Source organism: Methylobacterium sp. FW306-05-D, assembly GCF_058782155.1.
Map to the genome: position 1 here is coordinate 83,250 of NZ_JBYSXL010000008.1, position 15,509 is coordinate 98,758.

The 15,509-nt window shown below is 68.3% G+C and carries 11 protein-coding genes, 2 tRNA genes and 1 pseudogene; 5 read left to right on the forward strand and 9 right to left on the reverse strand.

Annotation, left to right across the window (positions count from 1 at the left end):
- Nucleotides 1-20 precede the first annotated feature (20 nt).
- Nucleotides 21-1,676, reverse strand: coding sequence for an acyl-CoA synthetase (locus AC3WLN_RS05380; RefSeq protein WP_492480048.1), 1,656 nt, complete (start codon nucleotides 1,674-1,676; stop codon nucleotides 21-23).
- A gap of 240 nt (nucleotides 1,677-1,916) precedes the next feature.
- Nucleotides 1,917-3,311 (reverse strand): polysaccharide biosynthesis/export family protein, encoded by a 1,395-nt coding sequence (locus AC3WLN_RS05385; protein ID WP_492480049.1) that lies wholly within the window; start codon nucleotides 3,309-3,311, stop codon nucleotides 1,917-1,919.
- Between the two features lie 419 nt (nucleotides 3,312-3,730).
- Between AC3WLN_RS05385 and AC3WLN_RS05390 the strand changes: the two genes are divergently transcribed.
- Nucleotides 3,731-4,441 (forward strand): SGNH/GDSL hydrolase family protein, encoded by a 711-nt coding sequence (locus AC3WLN_RS05390; protein ID WP_492480050.1) that lies wholly within the window; start codon nucleotides 3,731-3,733, stop codon nucleotides 4,439-4,441.
- On the opposite strand, the gene AC3WLN_RS05395 is transcribed toward AC3WLN_RS05390, so the two are convergent.
- The 3 genes from AC3WLN_RS05395 to AC3WLN_RS05405 all read right to left on the reverse strand — a co-directional run bounded on the left by AC3WLN_RS05395 (nucleotide 4,418) and on the right by AC3WLN_RS05405 (nucleotide 8,562).
- Nucleotides 4,418-5,545 carry an acyltransferase family protein gene (locus AC3WLN_RS05395; protein ID WP_492480051.1) on the reverse strand — a complete coding sequence of 376 codons (1,128 nt, stop codon included), beginning with the start codon at nucleotides 5,543-5,545 and terminating at the stop codon, nucleotides 4,418-4,420. The genes AC3WLN_RS05390 and AC3WLN_RS05395 overlap by 24 nt on opposite strands.
- A 118-nt stretch (nucleotides 5,546-5,663) precedes the next feature.
- Nucleotides 5,664-7,010 (reverse strand): O-antigen ligase family protein, encoded by a 1,347-nt coding sequence (locus tag AC3WLN_RS05400; RefSeq protein ID WP_492480052.1) that lies wholly within the window; start codon nucleotides 7,008-7,010, stop codon nucleotides 5,664-5,666.
- Nucleotides 7,011-7,035: 25 nt separating this feature from the next.
- Nucleotides 7,036-8,562, reverse strand: a complete 1,527-nt coding sequence (locus AC3WLN_RS05405; RefSeq protein ID WP_492480053.1) for a GumC family protein — start codon at nucleotides 8,560-8,562, stop codon at nucleotides 7,036-7,038.
- 718 nt (nucleotides 8,563-9,280) lie between these two features.
- Here AC3WLN_RS05405 and AC3WLN_RS05410 point away from each other — a divergent pair.
- Nucleotides 9,281-11,185: a right-handed parallel beta-helix repeat-containing protein gene (locus AC3WLN_RS05410; RefSeq protein WP_492480054.1), complete on the forward strand. Its 1,905-nt coding sequence runs from the start codon at nucleotides 9,281-9,283 to the stop codon at nucleotides 11,183-11,185.
- A gap of 133 nt (nucleotides 11,186-11,318) precedes the next feature.
- Here the strand turns inward: AC3WLN_RS05410 and AC3WLN_RS05415 are convergent.
- From AC3WLN_RS05415 to AC3WLN_RS05430, 4 genes are all read right to left on the reverse strand, one after another.
- Nucleotides 11,319-11,393: transfer RNA gene (locus tag AC3WLN_RS05415), tRNA-Thr, on the reverse strand.
- 159 nt (nucleotides 11,394-11,552) lie between these two features.
- Nucleotides 11,553-12,011: an NUDIX hydrolase gene (locus AC3WLN_RS05420; protein ID WP_463773312.1), complete on the reverse strand. Its 459-nt coding sequence runs from the start codon at nucleotides 12,009-12,011 to the stop codon at nucleotides 11,553-11,555.
- A gap of 367 nt (nucleotides 12,012-12,378) precedes the next feature.
- A complete protein-coding gene (locus AC3WLN_RS05425) occupies nucleotides 12,379-12,846 on the reverse strand; it encodes a MarR family winged helix-turn-helix transcriptional regulator (protein WP_492480055.1) in 468 nt (155 codons plus the stop codon).
- A 210-nt stretch (nucleotides 12,847-13,056) separates the two neighbouring features.
- Entirely contained in the window at nucleotides 13,057-14,112 is a 1,056-nt protein-coding gene (locus AC3WLN_RS05430) for an HD-GYP domain-containing protein (RefSeq protein WP_492480056.1), read from the reverse strand.
- A 262-nt stretch (nucleotides 14,113-14,374) separates the two neighbouring features.
- On the opposite strand from AC3WLN_RS05430, the gene AC3WLN_RS05435 reads away from it, so the two are divergent.
- The 3 genes and pseudogenes from AC3WLN_RS05435 to AC3WLN_RS05445 all read left to right on the forward strand — a co-directional run bounded on the left by AC3WLN_RS05435 (nucleotide 14,375) and on the right by AC3WLN_RS05445 (nucleotide 15,411).
- Nucleotides 14,375-14,464, forward strand: a tRNA-Ser gene (locus AC3WLN_RS05435).
- 99 nt (nucleotides 14,465-14,563) lie between these two features.
- Nucleotides 14,564-14,692, forward strand: a pseudogene (locus tag AC3WLN_RS05440) (DUF6538 domain-containing protein); the annotation flags it as partial.
- 209 nt (nucleotides 14,693-14,901) lie between these two features.
- Nucleotides 14,902-15,411 carry a hypothetical protein gene (locus AC3WLN_RS05445; RefSeq protein WP_492480060.1) on the forward strand — a complete coding sequence of 170 codons (510 nt, stop codon included), beginning with the start codon at nucleotides 14,902-14,904 and terminating at the stop codon, nucleotides 15,409-15,411.
- Nucleotides 15,412-15,509: the final 98 nt, after the last annotated feature.

Below are 15,509 nucleotides of genomic sequence, written 5' to 3' on the forward strand. Positions count from 1 at the left end.
TGCGCCCGCCTCGATCCTGCTCACTCGGCCTTCGCCCGCTCCCGCAGCAGGTATTTCTGCACCTTGCCCGTCGAGGTCTTGGGCAGTTCGCCGAACACGATGTGGCGCGGGAGCTTGTAGCCGGCCAGGCGCTCGCGGCACCAGGCGATTAGGGCGTCTGCCTCCACGGTGGCGTCGGGTTTCAGTTCGACGAAGGCCATCGGGGTCTCGCCCCATTTCGCGTCGGGGCGGGCGACGACCGCCGCAGCGGAGACGGCGGGGTGGCGGAACAGGGCGTCCTCGACCTCGATCGAGGAGATGTTTTCGCCCCCTGAGATGATGATGTCCTTCGAGCGGTCCTTGAGCTGGATGTAGCCGTCCGGGTGCTTGACCCCGAGGTCGCCGGAGCGGAACCAGCCGCCCGCGAAGGCGGCCTGGGTGGCCGATGGGTTCTTGAGGTAGCCGCGCATCACCACGTTGCCGCGAAACATCGCCTCGCCCATGGTCTCGCCGTCGGCGGGCACGGATTCGCAGGTCTGGGGATCGCGGATGTCGAAGCCCTCCAGAACCGGGTAGCGCACGCCCTGGCGCGCCATCTTTTCCGCACGCGCATTCGCGTCCAGGGCGTCCCAGTCCCGGTGCCAGGCATTCACCACGGCCGGGCCGTAGGTCTCGGTCAGGCCGTAGAGGTGGGTGACGTCGAAGCCGGCGGCCCCCATCGCGCCGAGGACCGCCTGGGGCGGAGGCGCGGCGGCCGTCAGGAACGCGACCCGGCGGGGCAGGGGACGGCGCTCGGCCTCCGATGCGTTGAGGAGGAGCTGCATCACGATCGGTGCCCCGCAGAGATGGGTGACGCCGTGCTCGGCCAGCGCCTCGTAGAGCGCCCCGGCGCGGACCTGGCGCAGGCAGACATGGGTGCCGGCCACCACCGACAGGGTCCAGGGGAAGCACCAGCCGTTGCAGTGGAACATCGGCAGGGTCCAGAGATAGACCGGGTGCTGCCCAAGGTTGCCCGTGATGACGTTGCCGAGGCAGAGCAGGGCGGCGCCGCGATGGTGGTAGACTACCCCCTTCGGGTCGCCGGTGGTGCCCGACGTATAGTTCAGCGAGATCGCGTCCCACTCGTCGGCGGGCATCGCCCAGTCCCAGGCCGGGTCGCCTTCCGCCAGGAGCGCCTCGTAGCCCAGGCTGCCGACCGCCGTGCCGGGACCGGTGAATTCAGGGTCGTCTACGTCGATCACCAGGGGCTTCACCCGCGCCTGCGCCAGTGCCGGAGCCACGACCTTGGAAAACTCCCGGTCGGTGATCAGCACCTTGGCCTCGCCGTGGTCGAGACAGAAGGCGAGGCCGGCGGTGTCCAGGCGGGTGTTCAGGGTGTTCAGGACGGCGCCGGTCATCGGCACCCCGTAATGAACCTCGATCATCTCCGGCGTGTTGGCCAGGATGACCGCGACGGTGTCGCCGCGCCCGATGCCCCGCGCCGCCAGCGCCGCGCCGAGGCGGCGGCACCGCGCGTAGAGTTCGGCATAGCTGCGCCGCAGGGAGCCGTGAAAGACGGCGCCATGATCGGGGAACACCCGCGCCGCACGGTCGAGATAGCTCAAGGGGGTCAGCGGCTGGTAATTCGCCGGATTCTTATCGAGATCCCGGTCGTAGATCGATGGTGCGGCCCTGCCGGCCGTCGTCGCGGTGGTCATCGGCGTATCTCCCTGGCCGGAAGAGTACTCCGCCGGGGCGATCCGACAAATCATTCCGGATCTGCACCCCGGAGGTCGGCCTCAGGCCGGCCCCCACGCTCGTGACCGCGCCGGAACTGCCGACGCTCGCCCTCGCGCTCCGGGCCGCGGCGTGCCCGTGCGTCTCGCTCCTCGAGCGGATTCCGCAGCCATGGGCGAGCCGAGGACGATCTTCGGCACCGCCCGTCGCCCGTGGCCGGATCAGTTTGCCATCGGGGGCGTGTTGGCGGTCAGGGTCATCTTCACCTCCACCACGTCGCCCGGCTCCAGAGCGGTGTCCGCCTCGGCCTGGATCACCTTCGCGGCGCCGGAGACCTGACGCACGACGGAGATCTGAGGGGAATTCACCCCCGATCCAAGCAGCTGCGAGCGAAGGGCGCTCGTGTAGACGAGCTTCTCGGTCAGGGCACTGATCCGGGACTGACTCTTCGAAATCGCGTCGTTGGTTTCCTTGAGGTCCTTCAAGAGCTGCTCGGACCGGTCGCTGATGAGCCTTTGCAGAGCCTGCTGCGCATCGCTGCGCACTCTCCGGTCCATTTCGATCTGGGACCCGACCTGCAGCGACCGCGTCGCGGACAGCAGGGCGAGGCGGCGCGCATCCGCGACGCGCGGGGCCGGCAGCGTCCCCTTGGCGAACAGATCGGCGATCCGGGCGGCTTCGGAGCTGTCGAGCTTGGCGTTCTCGTCCTCGCTCTTTTTCTGCTTGTCCAGCGCGTCGAGACCGTCGTTGAGCAGTGAGATCTTGCGCTCGAGAGCGGCGCGCTCGGAGTTGAAGGTCTCGAGGCTGGCCCGCAGTTGGTCGGTCTCGGACTTGGCGGCTTGATCGCGCAGGCCCTTGGCGAGGGGCGAGCGCAGAGCGAAGGGTTGGGCGGGCTCCTTGGATCGATCCAGGAGCTTCTGCAGGAACTCCCGGCGCGCGTAGGCATACTCGACGTCCATCCACTTGGCCCGGAGTTCATCCTCCAGGTCGACGTTCGACATCACCGGATTCTCGACCCGAAACCTGACGACGTCGTAGCCTCCGGCCAGCGAGATCGACTGACGCACGGTCATGCCGGGCCGGAACTTCTGTTCCCCCGGGCGGCTCACGTCTCCGTTCACATAGATGGGAACGTAATCGGAGATCGAGAGCGTGATCTCCTGGGGGTCGATGATCGTGATCTGGTCCCGTCCCTCGGGCGTCCGCAGGTTCAGCGACTTCTTGGGCAGTTCGCGCCGAAGGTAGGCGAGGATTTCTCCCAGGGTCTTTCCCTTGGCGTCGATCGGGCCGACGAGGGGAAGCGTCACCCGTCCGTCCGTATCGACAGTTGACGTCCGTTGGAGGGATACGCCCGCGATCGAGAAATCGAGCGTATCACCGATGTGGAGACGATACTCGTCCGCCTGGACCGGTGATCGCAGGAACACGGCGACCGAAAGACATAGGACAAAAATCCAGCATTTCATCGAAGTCTCTCTCTTCATGCGCCGTCGTCTGACCTTAAATACATGCCTGCCCAGCCTGAATGGTGAGGTGCCGCGATCGTTCGAACGCGAATCCCGACACCAATCGGAACGATATTTATAAATACAGATGCGATCTGTCTTATTTTTCATGGCCGGTGATCGACCAATTGTGCGTCCCTGGATTCGGTTGCTTTAACTATCACTGCGCAGCCGCTGCGGTCACATCGCCCGGAGCATTTAAACCCTGCGCACGCTCACATGTAACTCCGTTCACATCAAGGTGCCGAAGTGCCATGGTCGAGAGGACGGGACTGGACCTACGGGGGCTCGGCGGTCCTCTGCCCCGTGCCGATCCCCGCCCAGGCGTCACGCGGCAGTCCGGGCGCGCCGTCCCGTGACGCGCGAAGCCGATGTCGTGAGCCTCTTCGCGTCCCTTCGGCATAGCGAGCGATCGGGTCGAAGCGTGCTCAATCCCCGCGAGACGAGCCCGTCGATCGAACATAAGGTTCGGGCGGTCCGTCGCACCTGCGTGTGGTTCCCTGCAGACCTATTCCGAGACGTTCGTCGACATGATTCTCGAGCCCGCGCCTCCCCGTCCCATCGCTCGGATGCCGGATCGCCGTGCGTTCGGGCTCGGCCTGTTCGCGGCTTGCTGGGCGACACGAACCCAGGCGGCGGTCTCCCCCGCGATCGTCGCCTGGGGCGACAGCCTGACCTACGGCACCGGTGCCCGCACGGTGGCGGCACGCTATCCGGTCGTTCTGGGGCGGCTCTTCACGCCGATGCGCAGCGTCCGCAATGCGGGCGTGGGCGGGGAATCGAGTTCGGAGATCGCCGCCCGCATGCTGGCTGACACGCGGTCCCACGATGCGGTGACGATCATCTGGGCCGGCCGCAACAACTACGAAGACGTCCGGCGGGTACGGGCGGACGTCAAAGCCATGGTGGACGCCGTCAGGAGCAAGCGTGTCCTCGTCCTGTCGATCCTGAATGCCGACACGTCCGAAGAGCGGCGGGGCGATTCCGGTTACCGCATCATCGTGGATCTCAACGACGCCCTCCGGGCCGCCCACGGCCCGTACTACGTCGACATCCGCTCCCGGCTCATCGATTCCGGCCTGGCGCTGGCCGGGATCGCGCCGACGGGTCCCGATCGTGCGGATCTGGCTCGGGACGTGCCGCCGCGCTCGCTGCGCGAGGATCACATTCACCTCAACGACGCCGGCCAGGCCGTCGTCGCGCGGGTGGTGCACGACTCACTGGTCGCGCGCGGCTGGTAGGGCCGGTGGCAGCGGGGAGAGGGCTCCCCCGGGTTCATCGCGGGTGTCGAGCCGCCGCCGCAGACGTGCGAACGGGCGCTCGACGAAGCGGTGCATCAGCGCCGCGTAGGCCAGCGTCAGGCCGAGGGCGACGACGATCTGCAGGAGATCGAAGCCGATGAAGCCCGTCACGGCTTCGATCATCGCCGCGTGCACGAGATAGATGGTGTAGGAGTACAGGCCGATCCGCCGCAGGAGCGCTCCCGACAGGTGTCGCGCCAGCCGGCCGCAGAGGCTGCCGTCCGCGGGTCGCAGGATCGCCGCGAACAGGACGAACAGGGCACCGCCCTGGATGGTGTAGCGCAGGGTCTGCCGGAACGTCTCGTCGCGCAGCAGGATCGTGCCGCACAGCACGCCGAACGCCAGGGCCGCCTGGAGATCACCGGGCCGGTAGGCCTTGGCTCCGTCGAGCAGGGGATTGCGCCAGAGGGCGAGACAGCACCCGAAGAGAATCGAATCGATACGGGTGTGCGTCCAGATGTAGGTGTCGCTCGCATCCGTCAGCAGCCGGACCGCGGCGATCCGCAAGCCGAGCACCACGAGGCAGACCGCGAGGCAGGCGAGCGCGAGCCGGGGGGGCGAAGCGCGTCCGACGAGGAAGACGACGGGGAAGAGCAGATAGAAATGCTCTTCGACGGCCAGGGACCAGAGCGGCAGCGGCAGCGCGAGGCCGATGTCGCCCCCCAGCGGGCCCACATAGTTCACCAGGAAGGTCGCCTGGGTCAGGATCACGAAGGGATCGTAGGGACCTTTGAGGGCACCCACGGCGTAGAGACCAAGCGCGAAGAGCAGGGTCAGGTAGAGAGGCGGAAAAATCCGGAAGACACGGCGGAGGTAGAAGGCCGGCAGGCTGACGCTTCCGGTCCGTCCGGCCTCGCACCGCAGCAGCGTGGTGATCAGGTAACCGCTCAGGAAGAAGAAGATCGTGACCCCGAGGCCCCCCGGCACGATATGCCCGAGGCCTGCATGGGACAGGAAAACGAGTCCGACCGCGAGGGCGCGGATGCCGTCCAGTTGGGGCAGGTAGGGCATGCCACCGCCCTTCGGATTCGGGTCCGGTCTCATGCCTGCCGTCCGCATCGCCATGGCCGGACGGGCCGCGCCGGAGTCGGGGCGCCCGGGCCTTCGAGTGGGCGGAGGAAACCGGGGAACCAGGACAGAAGCCCGGCTTCGGGTGCGGGCCTCATCCTGCGGCGGTCCGCGGTCCCGCGCCGAGCCGGATCTGGCCGAGGGCCGGTCCGGCATAGTGCCGGCCGAGGACGAACAGGCAGTAGAACTGGAAGATCGTCGACATCCGGTTGTGCGCCAGGAACACGAAATTGGTCGCACTGTTCAGGATGAAGACGATGAGGATCGCCGACAGCACCAGCGCGCAGCGCTGATCGAGACTGGGATGGGCGAAGATGCACGACGAAACGGACAGCAGGAGGACGTAGAGGACCCCGCCGACGATCCCCAGTCCGACGAGGATGTCGAGGAACGCGTTGTGAAAGTCCGGCGTGAAGAAATACAGTTCGTGCTCCCACACGCGCCACGCCCCCGAGAACGGGTCGGTGTTGAAGAAGCTGAGGTAGCCCGCCCCGAACAGCGGGCGCTCCCGGATGGCGTCGAAGGCGTAGGGCCAGAAGGTGCTCCGCCCCGTGAAATCCGCGCTGCGGCCGAGGGCGAGCGCGAGGTCGCCGATTCCGATCAGGGGCAGTGTCAGGGCCAACACGATCGCGAAGACCGTCGCCACCGCGAAGACCGGGATGCTGAGGCGCGGCAGCAGCCTGGCGGCGAGCAGTGCCGCTCCGGCGACGATCGCTCCGGCGACCGACCCCATCGAGTTGGCCAGGATCAGGCCGAGCGTGAGCAGGGCGATCGCCGGCCAGCGCCGGCCGCGCCCGCTGGCATCGGGCAGGAACAGCAGGATCAGGATGGCGATGGAGGCCGAGATGCCGTGTACGGTCTTGTTGGCATAGGCGCCGAACAATTCGCCGGTCATGAGCAGACCCGGGCGGGTGACGTCTGTCCGGACTCCGTCGGGATCGAGCACCAGCATGACGAGGGAGATCCCCACCAGCGCGACGTTCGTCCAGGCGAAGAGGCGCAGGAACCGCGCCGGGTGGACCGCCGCCGCGAGCGCTCCCGCGATGACCATGTTCAGCGCGAGCATGCCGGCCGGCACCAGCGACGCCCATGGATCCGCGGACCATGTCGACGAGAGCAGGATGTAGCCGGCCAGCGGCGCCAGGGCGATGAGGCAGAGATCGAGCCCGTTGCGCAGCGAATCGCGGAAGATCACCCATCCGGAGAGGGCATAGAGCCCGAGCCAGAGGCCGACATAGATCAGATTGCCGCGGTTCGAAGGGACGTGCGACTTGTCGTTCCCGAAGCTTTCGCCGCCGCCGGCGAAGACCGAGTAGAACGCGTTCACGCTCATCAGCACCGCGAACACCACGAAGAGGGTGTTCCACAGATCGCGGGTCCGCTCCGCCGGCGCCCGCGTCGGCGCGCCCGGTGCCGCGGCCGAGAGGAATGGCGGGATCATTCTGGGTCTCCTCGGCGGCGCGGCGTCACGGAGCCCGGCCCTGAACCTCACCCGGGCCGGCGGGCCGGCGGAGCGGTGGCGCCGCGGCCTGCAGGCGCCGCGCGGCCGGATCGGTTCCGGGCCGGGGCTCGCCGCGCAGGAGTCCGAGGACGAGCGTCGCCATCAGCCCGGCGGCCAGTCCGATCAGGGTCCCGAGGCCGATCACGATGGTCTTGCTCAGGTTCGCCGGGCCCGTCGGCGGGATGGCGGAGCTGATCGGCCGGATGTTGCTGACGTCGACCCGCGTCTGCTCGGCAAGCTCGCGCGAACGGACGAGGAACTGCGTGAACAGCGTGCGCCGTGCCTCGGCCTCCCGCACCAGGTCCTGGAGCTGGCTGAGGGCCCGGCTGTCGGTGAACGAGGCTTGCGACAGGTTCGTCACCGCCTTGCGCAGGCTCTCCTCGACCTGCTTCGCCCGCTGGTAATTCGCCCGCGCGGCATCGACGATCCGGCGCAGCTCCTGGTCGAGCTGCTCCTGCAGCTCGGTGATTTCCTGGTTCAGCGAGGTGAGCTCCGGGTGGCGAAGGCCCAGAAGGTTGGCGAGGTTGGCCCGCCGTCGCTTGGCCTCCGCGATCTGGCCGCGGAACTGCGTCACCGTCTGGGACTGCATCGCCTCCGGCGAGCCGCCGAGCTTGTCGCCCGGTGCCGTCACCTGTTCCAGGCGCGCGCGCGCTTCGGCTGCACGAGACTGAGCGGCCACGAGCTGCTCGTTGAGGTCGCGCAGGCGCCGGTCACGGGTGAGGACGCCGTCGGCCCGGACCAGGTCGTTGCGGACCTTGAAGGCCTCGACCCGGTCCTCGGCCTCCCGTGCCGCCGCGCGCAGCTCGGCGAGGCGGCCGTCCAGCGAGACGCCCGAGCGGCGCGCCAACTCGGCCCGCGTCTTGTTCGCTTGCTCGATGTAGATGGCCACCAGTTCGTTGGCGATCCGGGCCGATTTCTCGGCCTCGCGGCTCGCCACGGTAACCTCGACCACGAAGCTTCGCTCGGCGCGGCGCACGGCGATCTTGCGGTCCAGGGCCTGCAACGCGGCGATGCGCGGTGCCGGCTCGCGCGTCGTGGAGGGGGTCCGCAACAGGTCGAGGACGGTGCTCTTCAGTCGGCCCAGGGCCCCCGGCGGATCGCCGACGAATTCGGGGTCCTTGTCGAGCCCGAGGCGGGTGATCAGCGCATCGAGAACCTCGCTCGATTTCAAGACCCGCATTTCGTTCTCGACGGTCGCGACCTGACCGTCGGCGTTGTCGGTGCTCGGATTGACCTCCCGCTCGACGACGCGAAGGCCGCGCGGGTCGATGATGACCTGACTGGTCGCGATGTAGCGCGGTTCGGACGAGGCGACGAAGAACACCGCCCCGGCGAAGCCAAGGATCAGCCCGAGCACGACGATCCAGCTCCGGCGCCGGACCAGCGCGACGGCCTGGCTCGCCGTGATGGTGCGCGCACGCCCAGCGGAGTCGTCCTGCCACTCGATCGGATGCAGCGGCACGGGGCCGTGCGCCATCGGGTGGTTCGTCATCTCGAAACCTGCGATCTCACGACAGCACCCCCCTGTGCGTGTGTCCGTGCCACCCTCATCCGATTCCACGCGGGTGTGTCCCGGGCGCTGCAAGGTCGTGGCCACCCGGTCCGTGCCATTTCGGGACGGACCCGCAACTCCCGGGCGCCCGCCCCCGAGCCCTCCGCAAATCCGCCGTCGCGCAACCCCGGCGGAATACGGGTCAGCCCTCATTCGAGAGCATGGCGAACCTTCGAGCCCCGTTAATTCCGGGTCGGAAAAGGATGGGAGTCCCAGCGCGGAACACCTCTCCCGGGTGTTATCCCCGCTAACCTCGTCGACGATCTAAGGGCGCTTCGCCCGAAGCGGATGCCCGGAGACTGGCATCGGGGCCGAGGCGGCGGAAGCGGCCCAGGTCGCTGCGCCCGGCGATGGCGGCGCGGCACCCGCTTGTGGATCGGGGCAGGTTCCGGCAACGTCGCCGCGCCAGTCGGGCTCCCGTCCGCTGTCACGCCGTCAGGCGCTCGTCTTCGGTGTTCCCGTCATGCCTGTCCGCGACCCGGCTGCCCGTCGGCTCCGTCGTCTCGCCTCGGCCGGTCTTGCGCGGCCGTACAGGGACCTGGGCGCGTGGATTGCGTCGATCCGGAACGCTGCGGTCGGGATCGGACTCGTCCGCGTCCTGGCTGCCGCCGCCGTGCCGGTCGTCGCGTCACATGGAACTCCAGCCTCGGCCGAGCAGGTGATCCGCGTTCCGCCGCCCGGCCCCGGCGCCCTCTCGGGTCCGGCCGAGGCGCTGGAGCGGGTCGCGGCGATGCGTGCCCGCCAGCCCGGGCAACCGCTGGCCGTCGAGTTCGCATCCGGGGTCTATCATCTGCCCGCGGCCCTGCGGATCGGCCCCGAGCACAGCGGCACGCCGGGTGCGCCGCTGGTGCTTCGCGGGGCCCCGGACGGAAGCACGCACCTCGTCGGGAGCGTCCCGGTCTCGCCCGCGGCCGTGCCGGCTGAGCTCGCGAACCGACTGCCCGCCATCGCCCGCCGCCATGTCCGGGCCTACCGCCTGCCGGCCGGCGTGGTGCCGAACGCGCCCATCAGATCCCAGCGCCTCCTCGGTCCGCCGCCGCCGCCGCTCACGCTGGAGGTCTATGACGAGCGCGGTGCGCTGACTCCGGCGCGCTGGCCGAACGGCGGCTTCGCCCGGGTCGAGGCCGGTCCGGGCGGCGATGGCGCGAATTTCCGCCTCGTGGGAGCCCGGCCCGAGCGCTGGCTCGGTGAGACGGATCTATGGGCCGAGGGGTACTGGCGGTGGGACTGGCTGTTCGAGACGATCCCGCTGCGGATTTCGGGCCGGGCGATGCCCCTGCGCCTGGGCACGCGGCCCTATGAGGGGATCCGCGACGGTGCGCGGGCGCGTGTCGTCCATGCCCTGGCGGAACTCGACGAGCCCGGAGAGTGGTGGCGCGACCGTGCGCGCAACCTGCTCCTGGTCTGGCCGCGCGAGGGGGCGGGGGCCATCGAAGTGGCCGTCGCCGATACGCTCCTGACCCTCGAGGGGGCCGCCCATGTCCGGATCGAGACCCTGCACCTCGCGCGCAGTCGTGGCGATCTGCTGACGGCCCGCGGGGGGCACGACGTCGTCGTGCGCAACAGCGCGCTGGCCTGGAGCGGGCTTCGCGCGGCGGTCTTCGAAGACATCGAGGGCGGAGGCCTGGAGGCCTGCAGCATCGCCGATACGGGATTCGGGGCGGTCCGCCTCTCCGGCGGAGACAGGCCGTCCCTCCGGCCGGGTGGGCTCTTCCTGAAGGACAGCCGCATCACACGCTACGCGCGGCTGTCCCGCACCCAGAGTCCCGCCGTCGAGCTCGACGGCGTGGGAGCGCAGGTCACCGGCAACTACATCCACGACGCCCTCGACTACGCCGTGCACCTGCGGGGCAACGACCACCTCGTGGCCGATAACGAGGTCGCCCGCTTGCTCCAGGGCGCGACGGATAGCGGCGCGATCTATGCCGGGCGGGACTGGACCGCCCGCGGATCGACCATCCGGGGCAATTTTCTGCACGACCTCGCGACCGACCCGGGTCACGAGGTGAAAGGCGTCTACCTCGACGATATGGCGAGCGGCCTCACCGTCACCGGCAATCTCTTTCTGCGGGTGGAGCAGCCGGTCTTCGTCGGTGGAGGGCGCGACAATGCCATCACGGGCAACACCTTCGTGGCATCGAGTCCGGCGGTCCACATCGACGCGCGAGGTCTGGACTGGGCGTCCGGCTCAGTGATGGACTCGACTTCCGAGATCCGGACGGCGCTCGCCGCGATGCCCGTGTCCTCGCCCCTATGGCGCCGCCGTTACCCGAACCTGGCGGAGATCCTCGAGCGAACGCCGGGGGCAGCTCGGGACAACCGGATCACCGACAACGTGTTCTGGCTGAGCGACCCGTTCCGATACGAGCCTCCGGCCCGCGCGAGCGACCAGACCGTCCAGCGCAACGTCGTCGTGACGCCGGACCATCCGCCGGGCGCGGGTACCGATCCGGCTTCCTTCGCCTCACCCCCCGCCGCGAATGCCGGTCGGCTGGATGTCGGCCGGATGCGCCGCTCGACGCTTCCCTCGGCTCCCGTTCCCAGGATCGTGCCACGGGGCTGACGCGGAAGAAGACCGAACGAAATCCGGGAAGGCCCGGGGGCGCATGGCGCCGCGTGGTCGAATGTACCGGGGACATCGCGCCGCTCGAAGCGGGCACCGCCGTCCCCAAATCGGTGTCGATCGAGAAGGAGAGTGGTGCTGCTGGACAGGATTGAACTGTCGACCTCCTCATTACCAATGAGGTGCTCTACCACTGAGCTACAGCAGCCAAACGTCCTGGGTTGCGGCAAGGGCCGTGCGAACCGGACGGAGGGGCAATTAGCCGATCATCATGCCCTTGGCAATCGCATCGCAGCGAATTGTCTGGGTTTCTCGCGGGCCGATGTCCGAATCCCGATGCCGCCGGCAGATCGGCTGCCGAGCGACCTCAGGCGAGGGCCCCGGCTTCGCGCTTGCAGGCGGCCCGGATGATCGCGGCGAGCCCCGCCTCCGCCACGGCATCTGCCGCCTCCGAGGGCCGGAACCAGCGATCCTCGCGCTGGTGACGCTCCGGCCAGTGCTTGAGCTGCTTGCGCACTTCGAGGGGGAACACCTTCACCTGGCACAGCACCGCATCGCGGCTCTTCAGGCGCTTCTCGTAGAGGTAGAAGCCGAGCGGGCGCTTGCCGACGGTGCCGAGGAGGCCGGCTTCCTCGTAGGCCTCGCGCGCGGCCGCGTCGTAGGGCTTGCGCCCCTTCATGGGCCAGCCCTTCGGGATCACCCAGCGCCGGCTCTCCCGCGAGGTGATGAGCATGACCATGAAACTGCCGTCGGGCATCCGCCGGAACGGCAGAACACCAACCTGCCGCCGCGGGGCCAGATCCGCTTCGCCCGCATGCGCACTCATCGATCGGAAACGCCCTGAGCCCGGGCGAGTTCGACGTCGGCCAGGACGACACCACAAAGGTCGACGGCACTCCGCGCGACGCCGTTCCGGTTCGGCGCAGCCGTCAGAAGGACGGTCCGGCCATCGCTCGCGTCGAGACGGAATGGCGTCGCGAGAGCCAACTGGACCGATCGATGGGCATCCACGTTACGCTCAATCCCGTACAGGTGTGAACGAGGGCTTGTCCGCGTCACGACGCGTCGGAACGTACCGCCTTACCGGGACCATCCCGTCTCAGACAAGTGAAACTTACCCGGCAAAGTTTCAGCCTCGCGCAGGGGGCAAGGAGTAGCCCCGGGCGACACCCGATCGACGCCGTCGCAGCGCATCAACCGGCCGCGCTCAGATTCTCGATCAGGGCGTTCAAGTCGGCGCGCATCGCCTGGACCTCCGGCTCCGACATGTTGAGCTGGCACATCACGGATTCCCGCACGGCGCTCGCCTCTGCGCGCAGGTCCCGTCCATGCGGCGTCAGCGCGATCTCGACCTCGCGCTCGTCGGAGCGACGGCGGCTGCGCACGAGGAAGCCCGCCGCCTCCAGGCGCTTCAGCACCGGGGTCAGGGTGCCGGAATCGAGACGCAGACGCCGTCCGATCTCCGAGACCGTGATGCCATCGGTTTCCCAGAGCACCAGCAACACGAGATATTGCGGGTAGGTCAGACCCATGCGCTCCAGCATCGGCCGGTAGGACTTCGTCATCCGATGGGCGGCAGCATAGAGAGCGTAGCAAAGCTGATTGTCGAGCAGCAGCGGATCGACGAGAGGCGTAGTTGTCTCGCGGGGAGCGTCCGTCATGCATGCCATGCCACTGAAATTCCCGAAGCCCGCGGCCGCAGCGTCCCAGGATGACGACCAGGAACCCAATGCGGGCAATCGAGGATAGCGGACCTAGAGGGCTCTAGTATATGCCTGTTTCGCCGCAGCGGTAACAGGATCACGGCGTTCTGCCGGGTGCCGGACCTTCTGGATCCGCCTGCCTGTACGTGCGCCGGTCTCCGGCCGGCTTCAGGCCGCGACGCTCTCGGGCGGATGCTCCGCGATCAGCACCACGATGTCGGTCCAGCGCGAAACGAAGGCGGCCACGCAGTCCGGATCGAAGTGGGTGCCGGCATGCGTCTCGATGTGCTGGCGTGCCTTCTCCAGGGACCAGGCCTTCTTGTAGACTCGCTCGGAGATGAGGGCATCGAACACGTCGGCCACCGCGATGATCCGGCCCGCCAGGGGAATCTCCGTGCTCCGCAATCCCTGGGGATAGCCCTTGCCGTCCCAGCGCTCGTGGTGGGTCAGGGCGATGTCGGACGCGAGCTGCAGCAGGTGGGAGGGGCTGTCGTTGAGCATGCGATAGCCCCGCAGGGCATGCTGCTTCATCTCTTCGCGCTCGGCCTCGGTGAGGGCGCCCGGCTTCATCAGGATGTGGTCCGGGATGCTGATCTTTCCGATGTCGTGCATGGTCGAGGCAAACGCGATGTCGTTTGCCTCCTGCTCCGACAGGCCGAGGCCCTCGGCGATCGCGATGGCGCAGCCGGCGACGCGGGTGAGATGGCCCCCGGCCTGATCGTCGCGGAACTCGGCGGCCAGCATCAGCCGGCGGATGATCTCGCGCTCGCGGGCGGCCGCCTCGACCACCGCCCGCTCGACGGTGCGGGCTGCCAGGCGACCCTGGTGCTCGGCGGCCCGGCGGGCGAGGGCGAGTTCCAGCAGGTTGCCGACCCGGATCCTGAGGTCGAAGGCATCGACCGGGTCGACCATGATATCGGTCGCTCCCGCGGCCGCGGCCTCGCGCCGGACCTGTGCGGCGTCCTCGGCCGCAACCAGCAGGATCGGCGTCCGGGCATGCTCGGTCAGTGCGCGCACGCGCGCGACGAGCGACAGGACATCCCCGTGCGCCTGCACGCCCGCCTCGACCAGGATCAGGTCGCAGGCCTGGAGGGGCGCGAGATCCGGCGACGGCCCGACGATCGGCCGGATCACGCAGTCGAGGGTCGACAGGGCGCGAATGAGGTGCAGCGGAGCGGAGCCGGCCAAGATGGCGATCAGGGCAGTGCCGGCGTCCAATGCCATCCCTCGATTCCCAGTTCAGGATTCCGCCCGCCGCCGCCCCGGCACCGACCAGTTCCGATTCCCGCGCGTCGAGCGTCGCACCGGTCCGGTTAAGCAACGCTGAAGGCCCCGCGATCCCGAAGGGGCAACCCAGGAGGAGCGGACCAGTGAGACCGTCCCCGCTCAGTGTCCCCTACCCCGAGCACGCTTTCCCGCGATCCGCCGCTTGTGAAAGCCGAACCACTCGTGCTAGTGACCGCCCGTCTCATCGAGGCGCCTTCGCGGAGAGGTGGCAGAGCGGTTGAATGCACCGCACTCGAAATGCGGCATGCCTGCAAGGGCATCGGGGGTTCGAATCCCCCCCTCTCCGCCACACACCTACCTAAGTGCTTGATCCTACACAACCTATTGGCAAGTAAGGCTTTTTTATCCGCCTGGTGATACACACAGGTGGTACACAGTGCCGTTGCCCATGCCCCGCCCCACGAAGCATGCCAAGACCGGCGTCTACCAACTCCGCAGGCGCGTACCCGAGGACCTGGTGAAGCTCGTTGGCAAGGTGGAGGTGAAGTTTTCCTTGAAAACCAAGGACCCGGCCGAGGCCAGGGCCCGCCACTTCGCCGAGAACACCGCCTTGGAGGAGCGCTGGGCCAACCTGAGGAAGGGCCTGCAGCCGCTCACCAATCGCCAGGTCCAGGCCATTGCCGGCGAAATCTATTGCAGCAAGGTCGCCGAACACGCAGACGATTCGGGCGCAGCCGAGCAATGGTGTCGGGAGGCTGTGGCGGACAATGGGCTGAAAAGCTCCGGATGCGCACCTCTGGCAGTCCGTCGGCATTGCGGCTCGCGACGGGTTGGTCCGAGGCGGAGGCGTTGGTGCGGGCGCGCTACGGGCAAGCCACTGACAAGATCATCTCGGACAAGGGCCTCGTCGTCACGGAGGGCGACCGTCGGCGCATCATCCTCGCCGCCGCGGAAGCGAACGGATTGGCGCACGGAAGCCTGCTGCGGAACGCCGAGGGCGATTATACGCCCGACGAGCATGCCAAGCGTTTCCCGCTGCCCTTCACCTCGGCGGGACCCCTCAAATTCGCTGACGTTTGGGCAGAGTGCCGACGTTCGGTCCAGCCGAGCGAGGCCACCGTCAAGCGGTGGTACCCGATCCTGAGGAAATTCATGGCCTTCGTCGGCACCGAGGACGTCCGGCGCATCACGACCGCCGACGTCGTTCGCTGGCGCGACAGGATGATGGGCACGGCATACGGCTTGAGCCCTTTGACGGTGAGGGACGTGTACCTCGCGGCTCCGAAAGTGACGTGACTGGCTGGCTTTGGACCGGGCTGATTGAGAGGATCAGCCAGGACCGAAGGAGCTGGACATGCGGCGAGGTCAGAAGACGGGTGCGGAGCAGGTGGTGC